At 65.6% G+C, this 15,667-nt stretch carries 15 protein-coding genes; 8 read left to right on the top strand and 7 right to left on the bottom strand.

What is annotated here, in order from left to right; genetic code table 11:
- Positions 1 to 61 precede the first annotated feature (61 nt).
- Both C7T96_RS14580 and C7T96_RS14585 read left to right on the top strand, forming a co-directional pair.
- Complete coding sequence (locus tag C7T96_RS14580) at positions 62 to 1,111, top strand: GTP-binding protein (protein WP_106571975.1); 1,050 nt, start codon at positions 62 to 64, stop codon at positions 1,109 to 1,111.
- A 79-nt stretch (positions 1,112 to 1,190) separates the two neighbouring features.
- The gene (locus C7T96_RS14585) at positions 1,191 to 2,165 is read left to right on the top strand and encodes a WD40 repeat domain-containing protein (protein ID WP_106571976.1); all 975 of its coding nucleotides are present in this window, start codon (positions 1,191 to 1,193) and stop codon (positions 2,163 to 2,165) included.
- A 27-nt stretch (positions 2,166 to 2,192) separates the two neighbouring features.
- Here the strand turns inward: C7T96_RS14585 and otnI are convergent, their stop codons facing one another.
- The 3 genes from otnI to C7T96_RS14600 form a co-directional block, all read right to left on the bottom strand.
- Positions 2,193 to 2,981, bottom strand: a complete 789-nt coding sequence (otnI, locus tag C7T96_RS14590; protein WP_106571977.1) for a 2-oxo-tetronate isomerase — start codon at positions 2,979 to 2,981, stop codon at positions 2,193 to 2,195.
- Positions 2,982 to 3,094: 113 nt separating this feature from the next.
- The gene (gene guaD, locus C7T96_RS14595) at positions 3,095 to 4,399 is read right to left on the bottom strand and encodes a guanine deaminase (RefSeq protein WP_106571978.1); all 1,305 of its coding nucleotides are present in this window, start codon (positions 4,397 to 4,399) and stop codon (positions 3,095 to 3,097) included.
- A complete protein-coding gene (locus C7T96_RS14600) occupies positions 4,396 to 5,622 on the bottom strand; it encodes a urate hydroxylase PuuD (protein ID WP_106571979.1) in 1,227 nt (408 codons plus the stop codon). The genes guaD and C7T96_RS14600 overlap by 4 nt, the downstream gene beginning before the upstream one ends.
- Before the next feature lie 138 nt (positions 5,623 to 5,760).
- On the opposite strand from C7T96_RS14600, the gene C7T96_RS14605 reads away from it, so the two are divergent.
- Both C7T96_RS14605 and C7T96_RS14610 read left to right on the top strand, forming a co-directional pair.
- Positions 5,761 to 6,675, top strand: a complete 915-nt coding sequence (locus tag C7T96_RS14605; RefSeq protein WP_106571980.1) for a LysR family transcriptional regulator — start codon at positions 5,761 to 5,763, stop codon at positions 6,673 to 6,675.
- 29 nt (positions 6,676 to 6,704) lie between these two features.
- Positions 6,705 to 6,974 carry a hypothetical protein gene (locus C7T96_RS14610; protein WP_106571981.1) on the top strand — a complete coding sequence of 90 codons (270 nt, stop codon included), beginning with the start codon at positions 6,705 to 6,707 and terminating at the stop codon, positions 6,972 to 6,974.
- Here C7T96_RS14610 and xdhC read toward each other — a convergent pair.
- From xdhC to uraH, 4 genes are read right to left on the bottom strand one after another with little or no spacing between them, the layout of a single operon-like run.
- Positions 6,922 to 7,773: a xanthine dehydrogenase accessory protein XdhC gene (xdhC, locus tag C7T96_RS14615; protein WP_106571982.1), complete on the bottom strand. Its 852-nt coding sequence runs from the start codon at positions 7,771 to 7,773 to the stop codon at positions 6,922 to 6,924. The genes C7T96_RS14610 and xdhC overlap by 53 nt on opposite strands.
- A 43-nt stretch (positions 7,774 to 7,816) precedes the next feature.
- Positions 7,817 to 10,162, bottom strand: a complete 2,346-nt coding sequence (xdhB, locus tag C7T96_RS14620) for a xanthine dehydrogenase molybdopterin binding subunit (protein WP_106571983.1) — start codon at positions 10,160 to 10,162, stop codon at positions 7,817 to 7,819.
- A 16-nt stretch (positions 10,163 to 10,178) separates the two neighbouring features.
- A complete protein-coding gene (gene xdhA, locus C7T96_RS14625) occupies positions 10,179 to 11,651 on the bottom strand; it encodes a xanthine dehydrogenase small subunit (RefSeq protein ID WP_106571984.1) in 1,473 nt (490 codons plus the stop codon).
- 3 nt (positions 11,652 to 11,654) lie between these two features.
- Positions 11,655 to 12,017, bottom strand: coding sequence for a hydroxyisourate hydrolase (gene uraH, locus C7T96_RS14630; RefSeq protein ID WP_106571985.1), 363 nt, complete (start codon positions 12,015 to 12,017; stop codon positions 11,655 to 11,657).
- A 238-nt stretch (positions 12,018 to 12,255) separates the two neighbouring features.
- Here uraH and puuE point away from each other — a divergent pair, with 238 nt between their 5' ends.
- Genes puuE through C7T96_RS14650 form a run of 4 tightly spaced genes read left to right on the top strand, consistent with a single transcriptional unit; the run spans position 12,256 to position 15,614 of the window.
- A complete protein-coding gene (gene puuE, locus C7T96_RS14635; protein WP_106571986.1) occupies positions 12,256 to 13,671 on the top strand; it encodes an allantoinase PuuE in 1,416 nt (471 codons plus the stop codon).
- The gene (locus tag C7T96_RS14640) at positions 13,668 to 14,519 is read left to right on the top strand and encodes a bifunctional allantoicase/(S)-ureidoglycine aminohydrolase (RefSeq protein WP_106571987.1); all 852 of its coding nucleotides are present in this window, start codon (positions 13,668 to 13,670) and stop codon (positions 14,517 to 14,519) included. The genes puuE and C7T96_RS14640 overlap by 4 nt, the downstream gene beginning before the upstream one ends.
- Positions 14,516 to 15,028, top strand: a complete 513-nt coding sequence (locus tag C7T96_RS14645; protein ID WP_106571988.1) for an ureidoglycolate lyase — start codon at positions 14,516 to 14,518, stop codon at positions 15,026 to 15,028. Before C7T96_RS14640 ends, C7T96_RS14645 begins: the two co-directional genes overlap by 4 nt.
- Positions 15,021 to 15,614, top strand: coding sequence for a nucleoside deaminase (locus C7T96_RS14650; RefSeq protein ID WP_106571989.1), 594 nt, complete (start codon positions 15,021 to 15,023; stop codon positions 15,612 to 15,614). The genes C7T96_RS14645 and C7T96_RS14650 overlap by 8 nt, the downstream gene beginning before the upstream one ends.
- Positions 15,615 to 15,667: the final 53 nt, after the last annotated feature.

The following is a 15,667-nucleotide window of genomic DNA, read 5'->3' on the forward strand; positions in this document are numbered from 1 at the left end:
CATTGGATCGGCCGCCATCCTATATGGAAACCGATCCGCAATTCGCTCCCCGGGGGACTTGATGTCCGATACGCAAACCCAACTTCCAGTCACCGTGCTGACCGGCTATCTCGGTTCCGGCAAGACCACGCTGCTCAACCGCATCCTCACCGAAAACCACGGCAAGCGTTACGCCGTCATCGTCAACGAATTCGGCGAGATCGGGATCGACAACGAACTGATCGTGGAATCCGACGAGGAAATCTACGAGATGAACAATGGCTGCGTGTGCTGCACGGTGCGCGGCGATCTGATCCGCGTCGTCGAAGGGCTGATGCGCCGGCCCGGGCGGTTCGACGCCATCGTGGTCGAAACCACCGGGTTGGCCGATCCCGTGCCGGTGGCGCAGACTTTTTTCATGGACGACGACGTGCGCGCCAAGACCCGGCTCGATGCCGTTGTGGCGCTGGTCGACGCCAAGCACCTGCCGCTCAGGCTGAAGGACAGCCGCGAGGCCGAGGACCAGATCGCCTTCGCCGACGTGGTCGTTGTCAACAAGACCGACCTGGTCGACGAGGACGAACTGGCAGCGGTCGAGGCGACCATCCGCGCGATCAACCCGTCGGCGCGCATCCACCGCGCGACCCGCGCCGGACTGCCGCTTTCCGAGGTGCTCGATCGGGGCGCCTTCGACCTGACGCGCGCGCTCGACAACGACCCGCATTTTCTCGATCACGGCCACCCCGACCACGCCTGCGGACCCGATTGCGATCACGATCATGGCGACCATGCCGGCCACGATCATCATCACCATCACGACGCGTCGCCAATCCACGACGTCTCGGTGCGGTCGATCTCCCTGCGCGGCGGCGCGCTCGATCCGAAGAAATTCTTTCCCTGGATCGAGAAGACGACCCAGATCGACGGCCCGAACATCTTGCGGCTGAAGGGCATTATCGCGCTTGCCGGCGACGACGAGCGCTACGTGGTGCAGGGCGTGCACATGATCGTGGAGGGCGACCACCAGCGTGCCTGGCGCGACGACGAAAAACGCGAAAGCCGGCTCGTCTTCATCGGCCGCGACCTCGACGCCGAACGGCTGAAGCGCACCTTCGAGGCGTGCCAGGCCTGACGCCCGACCTCGCTTTGGCGCCGTCGCCTCCCGGACCGGGGCGCCGCAGACCGCACAGACCCAGGACTCCCGACACCTTATGCCCACTGTCGCCCCTCTCGACCTCAACGGCCATTGCGTGGCCGCCCGCTGGATCGCCGGCATACCCCATTTCGCGCTCGCCGACGGGACCGTCCACCGGCTCGACGACGGACACAAGGCGATCGAGGCGCATGACGGGCTATTGGCGGCCGCGCCGGCCGGCGACGGCAAGATGCTTCTGACCGCCGGCGAGGACGGACGCGTCTGCGCCGTGACGCCTGAGGGCGATCTACGCGAACTCGCCTCGATCGGCCGCAAATGGGTTACCGCACTGGCCGGCGGCCCTCAGGGCGCGGTGGCGTTTGCCTCCGGCCGCACCGCCTATGTGCGTTTCGCCGACGGGCGCCTGCGCGACTTCGCCCACCCGCGCTCGGTGGAAGGCGTCGCCTTTGCGCCGAAAGGCATGCGCATCGGCGTCGCCCGCTACAACGGCGCGACGCTGCATTTTCCCGCCGCCGACGGCACGCCGGTGGACCTGACCTGGGACGGCGCTCACACCGGTATCACCTTTTCCCCGGACGGCAATTTTGTCGTCACCACCATGCAGGAAAACGCGCTGCATGGCTGGAAACTCGCCGACGGCAAGCACATGCGCATGAGCGGCTATCCAGCCAAAGTGAAATCCTGGTCCTGGGCCGCGAAGGGTCGCTGGCTGGCCACCTCCGGCGCGCCGGCCGCGATCGTGTGGCCGTTTTCCGGCAAGGACGGGCCGATGGGCAAGGCGCCGGTCGAACTCGGCACGCGCGCCGATACCATGGTCACGGCGGTCGCCTGCCATCCAACCGACGAATTCGTCGCCATCGGCTTCAGCGACGGCATGGTGCTAGCCGGGCGCATCGCCGACCAGAAGGAAGTGCTGCTGCGGCGGCCGGGCAAAGGCGCGATCACCGCACTGGACTGGGACGGCGAAGGCCGCCGCGTCGCCTTCGGCTCGGAGGCCGGCGATTGCGGCGTCATCGACGTCGCCGGTTAGGTCGGGTCGAAACCGGCGCGCACCGGTTCAGCCCTGCTTTTCGAGATAGTCCCGCGCCCAGCCGAGCCCGTCTTCGGTCCGTCCCGCCGGCCGGTATTCGCAGCCGACGAAACCCGAATAACCGCGCGCGTCGAGCGCCGCCAGAACGGCGCGATAGTCAAGTTCGCCGCGATCGGGTTCGTGGCGCCCCGGATTACCGGCGATCTGGACATGGGCGATCCGCGCACGATGGCGCTCGAACGTCGCCACGATCTCACCGCCGGTGCGGCTTTGGTGGTAGATGTCGTATTGCAGGAAAAGATTGTCCGAACCGACCCGGTCGAGGATCGCGGCCGCCTCGGCCATGGTTTCCAGAAAATAGCCAGGCATGTCGAACCGGTTGAGCGGCTCGATCATGATCCGCACACCGCGCCGGGCCGCCTCGGCGGCGGCATGGACGAGATTGTCGACGAAATTATCCTCCAGATCGCGGCGGTCGATCTCCTTGGGCGCCACGCCGGCCATGCAGTGGATCAGCGGCGCGCCGAGTATGGCAGCATAATCGAGCGCCAGGGAAAGAGCCTTGCGAAACCGCGCGCGCTGGCGCGGGTCGACCGCGAGCCCCCGGTCGCCCGCCGCCCAGTCGCCGGGCGGCGTGTTGAACAGTGCCAGGTCGAGCCCGTTGCGGTCGAGCGCAACGGCGATCGCCCGGGCGTCATGCTCGTAGGGAAACAGGAATTCGACCGCAGTGAAGCCGGCACGCGCGGCGCGCTCGAACCTGTCCAGAAACGGTACCTCGGTGAACAGCATCGTCAGATTCGCGGCAAGTCTGGGCATTCTCCCTCCAATGCGCGCTATGAAGGGTTCGTCCGCACGCGGCAAGGTGCCTGTCCGGGTAAAGCCACCGACGGTGCCCGCGATCCACGCCTCGGCCCGACTGCGGGCCGGCCTCAGCCGCCGAGCTTGGCGGCCCGGCCGGCGATATAGACCTCGCGTACGGCGCGGTCGTCTCCAAGCGTCTGCAAGAGAAACAGTTCCTCCGACAATGTTTCGATCGTTTCCATGCGGGTACGCATCGTCGGCGTCGCCCAGGCGTCGAGCACGACGATATCTGCGTCGGTGCCCGCGTCGAGCGTGCCGGCCCGCTCGGCGATCGACAACGCCTCGGCATTGCCGCGCGTCATCTGCCAAAAGGAGGCCAGAGGATTGAGTTTCTCGCCTTGGAGCGCGATCACCTTGTAGCCCTCGTCCAGCGTCCTGAGCATGGAATAGTTGGTGCCGCCGCCGACATCGGTCGCCACCGCCACGTGCAGCGGCCGTTCGCGCTTGCGGTAGCGCTGATAGTCGAACAGACCCGAGCCGAGAAAGAGATTGGAGGTCGGGCAGAACACCGCCACCGAGCCGGTTTCCGACATTGCGTCGGCCTCGCGATCGGTCAGGTGGATGCAATGGCCAAACAGGCTCTTGCGTCCCAACAGCCCGTAGCGGGCATAGACGTCGGTGTAGTCCTTCGCCTGCGGGTAGAGCTGTTCGGTCCAGCGGATCTCAGCGTGGTTTTCCGACAGATGCGACTGGACATGGCAGCCGGGATGTTCCGCTGCCAGCGCCTGGGCCATCTCCATCTGTTCCGGCGACGAGGTGATCGCAAAGCGCGGCGTGATTGCATAAAGCTGTCGGCCCTTGCCGTGCCAATGCGCAATCAGCGCCTTGGTATCGTCATAGCTCGATTGCGGCGTGTCTGTCAGGGCTTCGGGCGCGTTACGATCCATCATCACCTTGCCGGCGATGTTGAGCATGTCGCGGGAATGGCTTTCCTCGAAAAACGCCTCCGCGGAGGCTGCATGCACCGAACAATAGGCGGCCACCGTCGTCGTGCCGTGGCGGATCATGTCGTCGAGGAACAGCCGCGCGATCCGGCGCCCGTGCTGGGCGTCGGAAAATTTCGTCTCCTCGGGAAAAGTGTAATTGTTCAGCCAGTCGAGCAATTCCGCCCCGTAGGAGGCGATGATCTGCATCTGCGGAAAATGCGCATGGGCGTCGATGAAGCCCGGCAGCACCAGATGAGGCCGGTGATCGGCAACCGGCGCGTCGCCGGCCACGGCCGACACGGTCGCAAAATCGCCGACCGCGACAATGGCGCCGCGCTTGACGAACACCGCTCCGTCTTCCTCGTACCGGCAGGCCGCCAGATCGTCGGCCGCCACCGGCTCGCGCAGGAAGGAGAGCACCCGCCCCCTGATCAGAATCTCGCTCATTGTCCTGATCCGCGCGCCCCTTCGAACCACGAAACGATCAAGGCTCGCTCCTCTTCGGTCATGTAGGTGACGTTCCCGGGCGGCATGGCGTGGCTGCGCCCGGCCTGCAGATAGATCTCGCGCGCCCGATCCGCGATCGTGGCATCGGTGTCGAGCCGGACATTCTTCGGCGTGATATAGACGCCTTCATAGACCGGCTCCGCCGTATGGCACATCGAGCAGCGGCCAAGAACGGTGTCGCGCACGGCGGGAAAATGCGCCGAAGCGATGAAGGGTTCCGCCGCGGCCGCAGCCTTGTCCTCGCCGGTCAGGACTTTGGGAACGGTCGACAGCCACATGATGATGATGAACAGGATCGTCGCCGCAGCCCAGGTCCAGGTCGGATTGCCCTTTCTGGCGTGCACGGTGTTGAAATAATGCCGGATCAGGACGCCGATCAGGAAAATCAGCGATGCGATGATCCAGTTGAATTCGGTCGCAAACGCCAGCGGATAGTGATTCGACAGCATCAAGAACAGGACCGGCAGGGTCAGGTAGTTGTTGTGCAGCGAACGCGTCTTGGCGATCTTGCCGTATTTCGGGTCCGGTTTGCGGCCGGCGATCAGGTCGGCGACCACGATCTTCTGGTTGGGAATGATGATCATGAACACGTTGGCCGACATGATCGTGGCGGTGAAGGCGCCCAGATGCAAAAAAGCCGCACGGCCGGTGAAAAGCTGCGTGTAGCCCCAGCTCATCGCCACCAGGATAACGAACAGAACCAGCATCAAGGTGGTGTCGTTGTTGGCCAGCGGCGACTTACAGAGCTGGTCGTAGAGGACCCAGCCCACCGTCAGCGAGGCGAGCGAGATCAGGATCGCGGTGCCCGCCGAAACGTCGAGCACGTTGCGGTCGACCAGATAAAGGTCGGCGCCGACGTAGTAGACGATGGCGAGCATGGCGAAACCGGTGAGCCAGGTGGCATAGGCCTCCCATTTGAACCATGTCAGATGCTCGGGCATCTCGGCCGGCGCGACCAGATATTTCTGGATATGGTAGAAGCCGCCGCCGTGGACCTGCCACTCCTCGCCGAAAGCGCCTTCCGGCAGGTTCGGCCGTTGCCGCAGGCCGAGATCGAGCGCGACGAAATAGAATGACGAGCCGATCCACGCGATGCCCGTGACCACGTGCAGCCATCGCATCGCGAAGCTCAGCCAATCCCAGAAAACCGCAAGATCGTACATCGGCGCATGCCCTCCTCGTCCGGGCGACTTTACGGGCTCGGCCGCAAACGAAAAGAGGCACAGTCACCGAGCACTTTCAAAAAAATCTGGATAATAATAGTCTCCGCTCCTGTCATCCAGATCGCATCGGGGCACGTCATGGCCTATCTCGACAATGTCGCCGTTTTCGTTCGCGTGGTGGAGCTCGGCAATCTGTCGGCCGCGGGACGCGACATGCGCATTTCTCCGGCCGTCGCCTCCAACCGCATCAAGGAGCTGGAAAAACATCTGGGCGTGCGCCTGTTCAATCGCACCACGCGCCAACTCACCCCGACCGAGCAGGGCCGGGTCTTTTACGACGGCGCCAAGAAGGTGCTCGACGCGGTCGCCGACGCCGAGGCCGCCGTCAGCGCCCTGTCGGGCCAGCCGCGCGGCACCATTCGCGTCACCGCGCCGCTCGGCCTCGGCCGCCGGCTGCTCGCCTCCGGCATTCCCGAATTCCGCGAGCGCTATCCCGACATCGAGGTGCGGCTCAGACTGTCCGATCACGATGTCGACATGATGCGCGAGGGCATCGACGTCGCCTTCCGGCTCGGCGTGCTGGAAGATTCCAGCCTGCGCATGCGCGGCGTCCTGGAATGCGAGCGGGTGCTGGTCGCCGCCCCGTCCTATCTGGCCAAGCGCGGCGAGCCGCAAAGCCCGGACGACCTTCTGGCGCATGATTGCCTGATGTTGCGCTATCCCGGCGCACGCGAGCATTTCTGGACCGTGCGCACGCCCGACGGCCCGCGCAAGCTGGACGTGCGCGGCCCTTACGATTCCGATGACGGCGACGTGCTGACCGGCTGGGCGCTCGCCGGCCACGGCATCGTCATGAAGCCGCGCTTCGAGGTCGAGCCCTTTCTGCGCGATGGACGGCTGACGACCATTATGACCGACACGCCGCCGATCCCGGTTCAGCTCGCCGCCGTCTATCCGCACAAGAAATACCAGGACCCCAAGGTCCGCCTGCTGCTCGATTTCATGGCCGAGCGCTGCCAGCGCATGATCCGCGACATTCTCGACGGTCGCTGAGCGCCTGCCGGCGGCATGGGAGGAACCCCATGGCCCGTATCATCGCCAAAGCCGCCCTCACCGGCCTTGTCGGGTTCCTCGTCCTGCCCGCGGTGATTTTCCTCGGCGTGCTCGCGCTTGGTTATGCGTTCGATCCCGCCTGCGGCACGCCGGGCGCATCGGGCGGCTGCGAAATGGGGGCAGCCGCCTCGGCCATCGCCTCGGCGATCCCCGGCTTCATGCTTTTTTTCCTGGTTTCGCTGCTGATCAGCGTGAGGCGGAGGAGGAAGGCTGAAACGCGGCCACGAGAGCCGTCATGATCTCCGCCGCAGCCAGGGCCGCGATCACGGCAGGGCGCTTGTCGCGCACGCCGTCGCCGCCAATCGGCGTTACCAGCCGCGACAACGCGGCCGCGCTGCCGCCAGCGGTTTTCAGGAACCAGCTCCTGAAGGTCGCCTTTTTTGTCGCCGAACCGATCATGCCGACATAAGCGGCGTCGCCGCGCTTTAGCGCCTCCGACACGATCAGGAAATCGAGCGCGTGGTCGTGCGTCAGAACGACGAAGGCGGTTCCGGCGGACGCCGCACGCACGAGCTCCTCCGGCACGGCGCTCAGGCGGGTTTCGACATCCGCAGGAAAACCGGCGATGGCCTCGGCGCGGGTCTCCACCACCGTCGCGCGCACCGGCAACAGCACGAGCGCGTCCGCCAGCGCCCGGCCGACATGGCCGCCACCGAAAACGAGCACGCGCGGCAAGCGGTCGTCCTCGGCCCGGGCGCGCGCGAGAAGCCGGTCGCGCAAGCCCTGGTCGACCCGCTCGATCGACAGGCCGACCCGGCCGCCGCAGCATTGCCCGATTTCGGGACCGAGCGGAATGTCGAGCGCCTTCTCCCGTTCAGCCTCCGCTGCCGGCGCCGCGCGCAGCAGGGCCCGCGCCTCGTCGATCGCCATGAATTCGAGCTGGCCACCGCCGATCGTGCCAAAAATCCTTTCCGGCGCGACCAGCATCCATGTCCCCGCCTCGCGCGGCGTCGACCCCTTCGCCGCGCTCACCTCGACCTTCGCCGCCGCCGGATGGGCGTCGAGAAAGGCTTTCAGGCTGGTGGCCGTCTTCGTCATGGTCGTAATTCTAACCCGAGATGCCCCTGTCGGCGATCCCCGGCTAGGCCGCGGTTTGGGAACGCACGCGCTCGACCGCCATCAGCACCCGTTCGGGTGTCGCCGGCGCGTCGAGACGCGGACAGACCTTGTGTTCGCCCACACTCGCCACCGCATCCGACAGCGCGTGGAAAACGCTCATCGCCAGCATGAAGGGCGGCTCGCCGACCGCCTTGGACCGGTGCACGGTCGGCTCATGCGCCTCCGGCCAGTCGGCCAGCGTGACGTTGAACACCTTGGGCCGGTCCGAGGCGAGCGGGATCTTGTAGGTCGAGGGTGCGTGCGTGCGCAGCCGGCCCTTGTCGTCCCAGACGAGTTCCTCCGTCGTCAGCCAGCCCATGCCCTGGATGAAACCACCCTCGATCTGGCCGATGTCGATCGCCCGGTTCAGCGACCGTCCGGTCTCGTGCAGGATGTCGGCGCGCTCGACGACGTATTCGCCGGTCAGCGTGTCGATCGAGACTTCCGCGCAGGCCGCACCATAGGCGAAATAATAGAACGGATGGCCTTCACCCTTGTCGCGGTCCCAGCGCACCTTCGGCGTCTTGTAAAAGCCGGTCGCGGAAAGCTGGACGCGGGCCATATAGGCTTGTTGGGTCAACTCGCCGAACGCGATCTCCTGGTTGCCGACCCTGACCCGGTTGGGCAGGAACTCGATCTGCTCGCACGGCACACCGTATTTCTCGGCGGCGAAATCGCACAACCGGTCGCGGATCGTGCGCGCGGCGGCCTGCGCGGCCATACCGTTGAGGTCGGAGCCCGAAGAGGCCGCCGTCGCCGAGGTGTTGGGCACTTTGCCGGTCGTGGTCGCGGTGATCTTGACGTGATCGATGTCGATCTGGAACTCCTCGGCCACGATCTGCGCGATCTTGACATAGAGCCCCTGCCCCATCTCGGTGCCGCCATGGTTGAGATGCACCGATCCGTCGGCATAGACATGCACCAGCGCGCCCGCCTGGTTGAAATGGGTCGCGGTGAAGGAGATGCCGAATTTCAGCGGCGTCAGCGCCAGTCCGCGCTTGATCACCGGCGAGCAGGCGTTGAAATCGGCGATCGCGCGCCGCCGGGCCTGATAGTCGGCGCTCTTCTCGAGCTCGTCGACGAGCCGGTGGATGATGTTGTCCTCCACCGTCTGATGGTAGGGCGTGACGTTGCGATCGCTGGTGCCGTAGAAATTCTTCCTGCGAATCTCCAGCGGGTCCTTGCCGAGCGCGAAAGCGATCTCGTCGACCACACGCTCGCAACCGATCATGCCCTGCGGGCCGCCGAAACCGCGAAACGCCGTGTTGGAGACGGTGTTGGTGTAGAGCGGCGCCGACTGGGCGCGTACGGCCGGATAATAATAGGTGTTGTCGCAGTGAAACAGCGCCCGGTCCGTCACCGGGCCGGACAGGTCGGAGGAAAACCCGCAACGGGCGGCGTAAAAATAGTCGACGCCCAGGATGGTGCCCTCGTCGTCGAAACCGACCTCGTAGTCGATGACGAAATCGTGCCGCTTGCCGGTCGCAGTCATATCGTCGTCGCGGTCGGGCCGGATCTTGACCGCCCTGCCGAGCCTCTTGGCCGCCGCGGCTGCGATCGCGGCGAACTGGTTGCCTTGCGTCTCCTTGCCGCCGAAACCGCCGCCCATGCGCCGGATTTCGACGGTGACGGCATGCGAGGGCACGCCCAGCACATGCGCCACCATGTGCTGGACCTCGCTCGGATGCTGGGTCGAGGAAAAGACGGTGACGTCCGTGTCCTCGCCCGGTACGGCCAGGGCGATCTGGCCCTCGAGATAGAAATGGTCCTGGCCGCCAAGCCGCATCGTGCCCTTGATGCGCCGCGGCGCGGTCTCGATCGCGGCCGCGGCGTCGCCGCGCTTGAGCGTCAGCGGATCGGTGACCAGCTTGCCCGCCCGGCGATCCATGTCCCAGATATCGGTGACGAAGGGTTTCTCGTCATAGTCGATCTTCGCCAGCCGGCAGGCGCGCCGGGCCTGCTCGCGGCTCTCGGCAATCACCGCGAATAGCGGCTGGCCGAAAAAATGCACGGTATCGGTGGCGAGCACCGGTTCGTCGGCGCGGCCCGTCGGGCTGATATCGTTGGAGCCGGGCATGTCGTGCCCGGTCAACACGTCGATCACGCCGGGCGCGGCGCGCACGGCGGACAGGTCGATCGAACGGATCGTGCCGTGCGCCACGGTCGACAGGCCGAGGCAGGCGTGCAACAGCCCTGCCGGCTCGGGCATGTCATCGATATAGATTGCCGTGCCGGTGACGTGCTTGTGGGCGGAATCGTGGCGCTGGTCGGTGGCGACGCCGCCCAGAATGCGGGTCGCTTTGAGGTCGGCCGTGGCGTGCTTGTTCATCGGTCTCTCCCTGGGCCTAGGCCGCCTCGTAGCGCGACACCTGCACTGGCAAGCCGCTCGTCGTCTCCAGATGGAACCGGCGCAGCAGGTTGCGGGCGGCCAGCATCCGATAGTCGGCCGAGGCGCGCATGTCGCTGATCGGCGCGAAGTCCTTCCCATAGGCGTCGAGCGCGGCCTCCACCGTCTCGCTCGACCACGGCTTTCCGGCGAGCGCGGTCTCCACCGCCGCGGCGCGTTTGGGCGTCGCCGCCATGCCGCCATAAGCAATTCGCACCGCCGCCACCGTGCCGTCGGCGGCGAGCGTCAGATGGAACGCGCCGAGCGCGGCGGTAATGTCCTCGTCGCGGCGCTTGGTCAGCTTGTAGACGGCGTAATGCGTGTCCTCGCCGGGCACCGGCACATCGATACGCTCGACGAACTCGCCCGGCCGCCGGTCCTGCTTGCCGTAATCGATGAAGAAATCCTCGAGCGCGATGGTGCGCCGGCTTTCGCCCTTGCGCAGGGTCACAGTGGCGCCGAGCGCGATCAGCGGCGGCGGCGTGTCGCCGATCGGCGAGCCGTTGGCGATGTTGCCGCCGATCGTGCCCATATTGCGCACCTGCTCGCCGCCGATCCGATCGATCAGCGGACCGAAGGCCGGGATGCGGCGCGACAGGGCCGAGAACGCTTCGGTGTAGGACACGCAGGCGCCGACCGAGACGGCGCCGTCTGTTTCGGTGACGGTGTGCAACTCGTCGAGATGGGCGATGAACACCACCGGCGTGATCTCGCGCATGAATTTGGTCACCCAAAGCCCGACATCGGTCGAGCCGGCGACGATGGTCGCCTCGGGTTCGGCCTCCAGAACCGCGGCCAGATCCTCGACGCTGGCCGGAATGACGAGACGCTGCCCGTCTTGGCCGATTTCCACGCGCGCCCCGTCCTTGAGCGCGTTGAGCGTGGCTTCCACGCGCGCACGCTCGCTGGCCAGCACATCGGTCTCGACGCGGCCATAACTGGAGATCGCGCGCGCGGCCTTGACGATCGGCTGGTAGCCCGTGCAGCGGCACAGATTGCCCTGCAGCGCCTTCTCGATATCGGCCTCGGTCGGATCGGCGCGGCGCATCCAAAGAGCGTAGAGCGACATGACGAAGCCCGGCGTGCAGAAACCGCATTGCGAGCCATGGAAATCGACCATCGCCTGCTGCACGGGATGCAGCCCGCCATCCTGTCCCTTCAGGTGTTCTACCGTGACGACGTGGCATCCGTTGACGGAGCCGAGGAAGCGGATGCAGGCATTGACGCTTTCATAGATCAGGCCGTCCGGGGTCAGGCGGCCGACCAGAACCGTGCAGGCGCCGCAATCGCCTTCCGCGCAGCCCTCCTTGGTGCCTCGGAGCGCGCGCCTGAGGCGCAGGTAATCGAGCAGGGTTTCGTCGGCGCGCACATCCGACAGCGCGGTTTCGACGCCGTTCAGCATGAAGCGGATTTCGGAGCGGATCTCAGTCATCGGTCAACTGCCCCTGTAGGTCGAGTAGCCGTAGGGCGACAGCAGCAACGGCACGTGATAATGGCTCGGTTCGGCCATGCCGAAACGCAACGGGATCTCGTCGAGAAAGGCCGGCTCCGGCAGCTCCGCACCGTTGGCCCGCAGATAGTCCCCGGCGAAGAAAACCAGTTCGTACCGACCGGTCGCGAACGCGTCGCCGGCCAGCATCGGCGCGTCGCAGCGCCCGTCAGCATTGGTCGAGACGGTCTTGAGATGGGTGCGGCGTTCGCCCTCGATGCGATAGAGGGCGATCGACAGGCCGGCCGCCGGCTTGCCGGTCGCCGTGTCGAGCACATGCGTTGTCAAACGTCCTTCACTTGCCGCCATTCCTCGCCGTCCTCTCCCATCGTCGCGAATTGGCCGGAGCCTTCACCCCAGCGTTGCGATTGTGCAGCAAATCGCGGTCGCGCATAAGGTTCAACCGGCAGAAGCGCCTTGAAAAGACTTTCAAAATTTTTTGGGGCAATGACGCCACGGCCCTTTGATACTCTAATTGCGAAGAGCTGAAATTTCCGACCGGAAGGACGACGGCAAAGCGATGCGGCCGACACGATATCCTCGCGACATGCGCGGCTACGGCGCGAACCCGCCCGACCCGAAATGGCCGGGCGGCGCCCATATCTGCGTCCAGTTCGTGGTCAATTACGAAGAGGGCGGCGAAAACTGCATCCTCCACGGCGACGCGGCTTCGGAAGCCTTTTTGTCGGAGATCGTCGGCGCGGCCCCGTGGCCCGGCATGCGCCACTGGAATATGGAATCGATTTACGAATATGGCGCGCGGGCCGGCTTCTGGCGCCTGCACCGCCTGTTCACGCAGGCCAATGTGCCCGTGACCGTCTACGGCGTCGCCTCCGCGCTCGCGCGAGCCCCCGACCAGGTCTCTGCCATGCGCGAGGCCGACTGGGAGATCGCCACGCACGGGCTGCGCTGGATCGACTATCGCGACCACGCGCCCGCCGACGAACGGGCTGATCTCGACGAGGCGATCAGGCTGCACACCGAGGTGGTCGGCGCGCGCCCCGACGGCATCTATCTCGGCCGCACCTCGGTCAATTCGGTCAGGCTCGCGGCCGAGGAAGGCGGCTTTGCCTATATTTCCGACACTTATGACGACGATCTGCCCTATTGGCTCGACCATGACGGCCAGGGCAATGCGATCGCGCCGCAACTCGTCATCCCCTATACGCTCGACGCCAACGACATGCGCTTCGCCACGCCGCAGGGCTTCAATTCCGGCGACCAGTTCTTCGCCTACCTCAAGGATGCGTTCGACACGCTCTACGAGGAAGGTCGCAATGGCCGCCCAGGCATGCTCAATATCGGCCTGCACTGCCGGCTCGTCGGCCGACCCGGCCGCGCCGCGGCGCTGAAGCGCTTCGTCGACTACGTCACCAATCACGAGCGGGTCTGGATCGCGCGCCGCATCGACATTGCCCGTCACTGGGCCGAGCACCACCCCTACCAGGCGCCGGCGCTGCAGCCCTCGCGCATGGGCGGTGCCGAGTTCGTCGAGCGGTTCGGCTCGATTTTCGAGCACTCGCCCTGGGTAGCCGAGCGCGCCTTCATGCTCGAGCTCGGCCCGGCGCACGACACGGCCGGCGGCCTGCACAACGCGCTCTGCCGGGTGTTCCGTTCCGCCGGCAAGGACGAACGCCTCGGCGTTTTGACCGCGCATCCCGACCTTGCCGGCAAGCTCGCCCAGGCAAAGCGGCTGACCGCCGAATCCAGCAAAGAACAGGCCTCGGCCGGGCTCGACGCGCTGACCGACGCCGAGCGCGCCCGTTTCACCGAGCTCAACACCGTCTATGTCGAGAAGTTCGGCTTCCCCTTCATCATCGCGGTCAAAGGGCTCACCAAAGAGAGGATCCTCGCTGCCTTCGAGACGCGCATCGACAATGACCGCGACACCGAATTCGACACCGCCTGCACACAGGTGGAACGCATCGCGCTGCTGAGGCTCAGGGACCTTCTGCCGCTATGAGAGACGTCACGATGAAGAACCGCCCCTATTATGCCCCGCATGGCGGCCTGCCTCCGCAGACCCAGTTGCTGACCGGCCGGGCAGTGTTTACCGAGGCCTATGCGGTGATCCCCAAAGGCGTGATGAGCGACATCGTCACCAGCCTGCTGCCGTTCTGGGACGAAACGCGCTGCTGGGTGTTGTCGCGGCCGATGTCGGGTTTTTCGGAAACGTTTTCGCAATATATCGTCGAGGTCGCGCCTGGCGGCGGCAGCGACCGCCCCGAGCCCGACGCCAGCGCCGAGGGCGCCCTGTTCGTCGTCGAGGGCGAACTGACCGTCACCGTCGGCGGCACCCGCCACACGCTTAGCCCCGGCTGGTTCGGCTACCTGCCGCCCGACTGCGGCTGGAGCGCGCGCAACCAGAGCGGGACGACGGCGCGCTTCCACTGGATCCGCAAGGCCTATGAGCGTGTCGAGGGGATCGACGCGCCCGAGGCGTTCTTCGCCAACGAGGCCGCGATCGCTCCCACGCCGATGCCCGATACCAACGGGGTGTGGGCCACCACGCGTTTCGTCGATCCCGCCGACATGCGCCACGACATGCACGTCACCATTGTCACGCTCGAGCCAGGCGGGGTCATTCCCTTCGCCGAAACCCATGTCATGGAGCACGGGCTCTACGTGCTGGAGGGCAAGGCGGTCTATCGGCTGAACCAGGACTGGGTCGAGGTCGAGGCGGGCGACTTCATGTGGCTGCGCGCCTTCTGCCCCCAGGCCTGTTATGCGGGCGGACCCGGAAAGTTCCGTTACCTGCTCTACAAGGACGTCAACCGCCACATGGCGCTTGGCGGGATCGCGCCGCGATGACGCGCACCGTCACCGCCCGGAAACTCACACGTGAGGCCTTCGCCGCCTTCGGCGACGTGCTCGACACCGACTGGCCGGACCATTTTTCGATCAACAACGGCAAATGCGAGCGCTATCACGATCTCACCCGGGTCGAGGCCGCCGGCCCGAACGCGCGCGTGCTTGTCTCGCTGTTCAAGGCCACACCCTACGAATTTCCGCTCGCGCTCGGCATGGTCGAGCGCCATCCTTTCGGCAGCCAGGCCTTCATGCCGCTGTCGCCGGCGCCGTTCCTCGTCGTGGTCTGTGCCGATGGGCCCGAGGGACCCGGCGCGCCGCATGCCTTCGTGACGGCCCCCGGCCAGGGCGTCAATTACCGCCGCAACACCTGGCACGGCGTGCTGACGCCGATCGGCGCACCGCAGGACTTCCTCGTCGTCGACCGTGGCGGCGACGGTTCGAACCTTGAGGAATTTTTCTTCGACGCGCCATGGCAGGTGCGACTGCCGGAGACCAAAACCGATGACTGATGCCGCGTTGATCGAGCGTCTGCTCGACGTGATCGAACAAGACATCATGCCGAAAACGGCCGCGGGCGTGGAGGCCGGCAACAAGCTTTTCGGCGCGGCGATCCTCAAAAAGTCCGACCTCTCCGTGGTCGTCGCCGAAACCAACAACGAGATCGAGAATCCGCTTTGGCACGGTGAGGTGCACGCGCTGAAACGGTTTTACGAATTGCCGCATGAGCGGCGTCCGGACACGGGAGACTGCATCTTCGTGGCAACGCACGAACCCTGCTCCCTGTGCCTGTCGGCGATCACCTGGACCGGTTTCGACAATTTCTACTTCCTGTTCAGCCACGAGGATTCCCGCGATTCCTTCGCCATCCCGCACGATCTGAAAATCCTGAAGGAGGTCTTCAGGCTCGATCCCGGCGGCTACAACGCCAAAAACGCATACTGGACCGGCTATGCGATCCGCAGGCTGGTCGAGGCCTTGCCCGAGGCCGAACGCGCTGGTTCGCAAAACCGCATCGCCACGATCGCCGCCGGTTATGACGCGCTCTCGGCGGCCTATCAGTCGAGCAAGGCCGGCAACGACATTCCGCTGAATTGACCCTGTCCCGTCTCCGTTCGGGCGCCCCGTCATATCAATCCCCAATGCCGGGC

This window comes from Nitratireductor sp. StC3 (assembly GCF_003015025.1).
Lineage (GTDB): Bacteria > Pseudomonadota > Alphaproteobacteria > Rhizobiales > Rhizobiaceae > Mangrovimarina > Mangrovimarina alexandrii.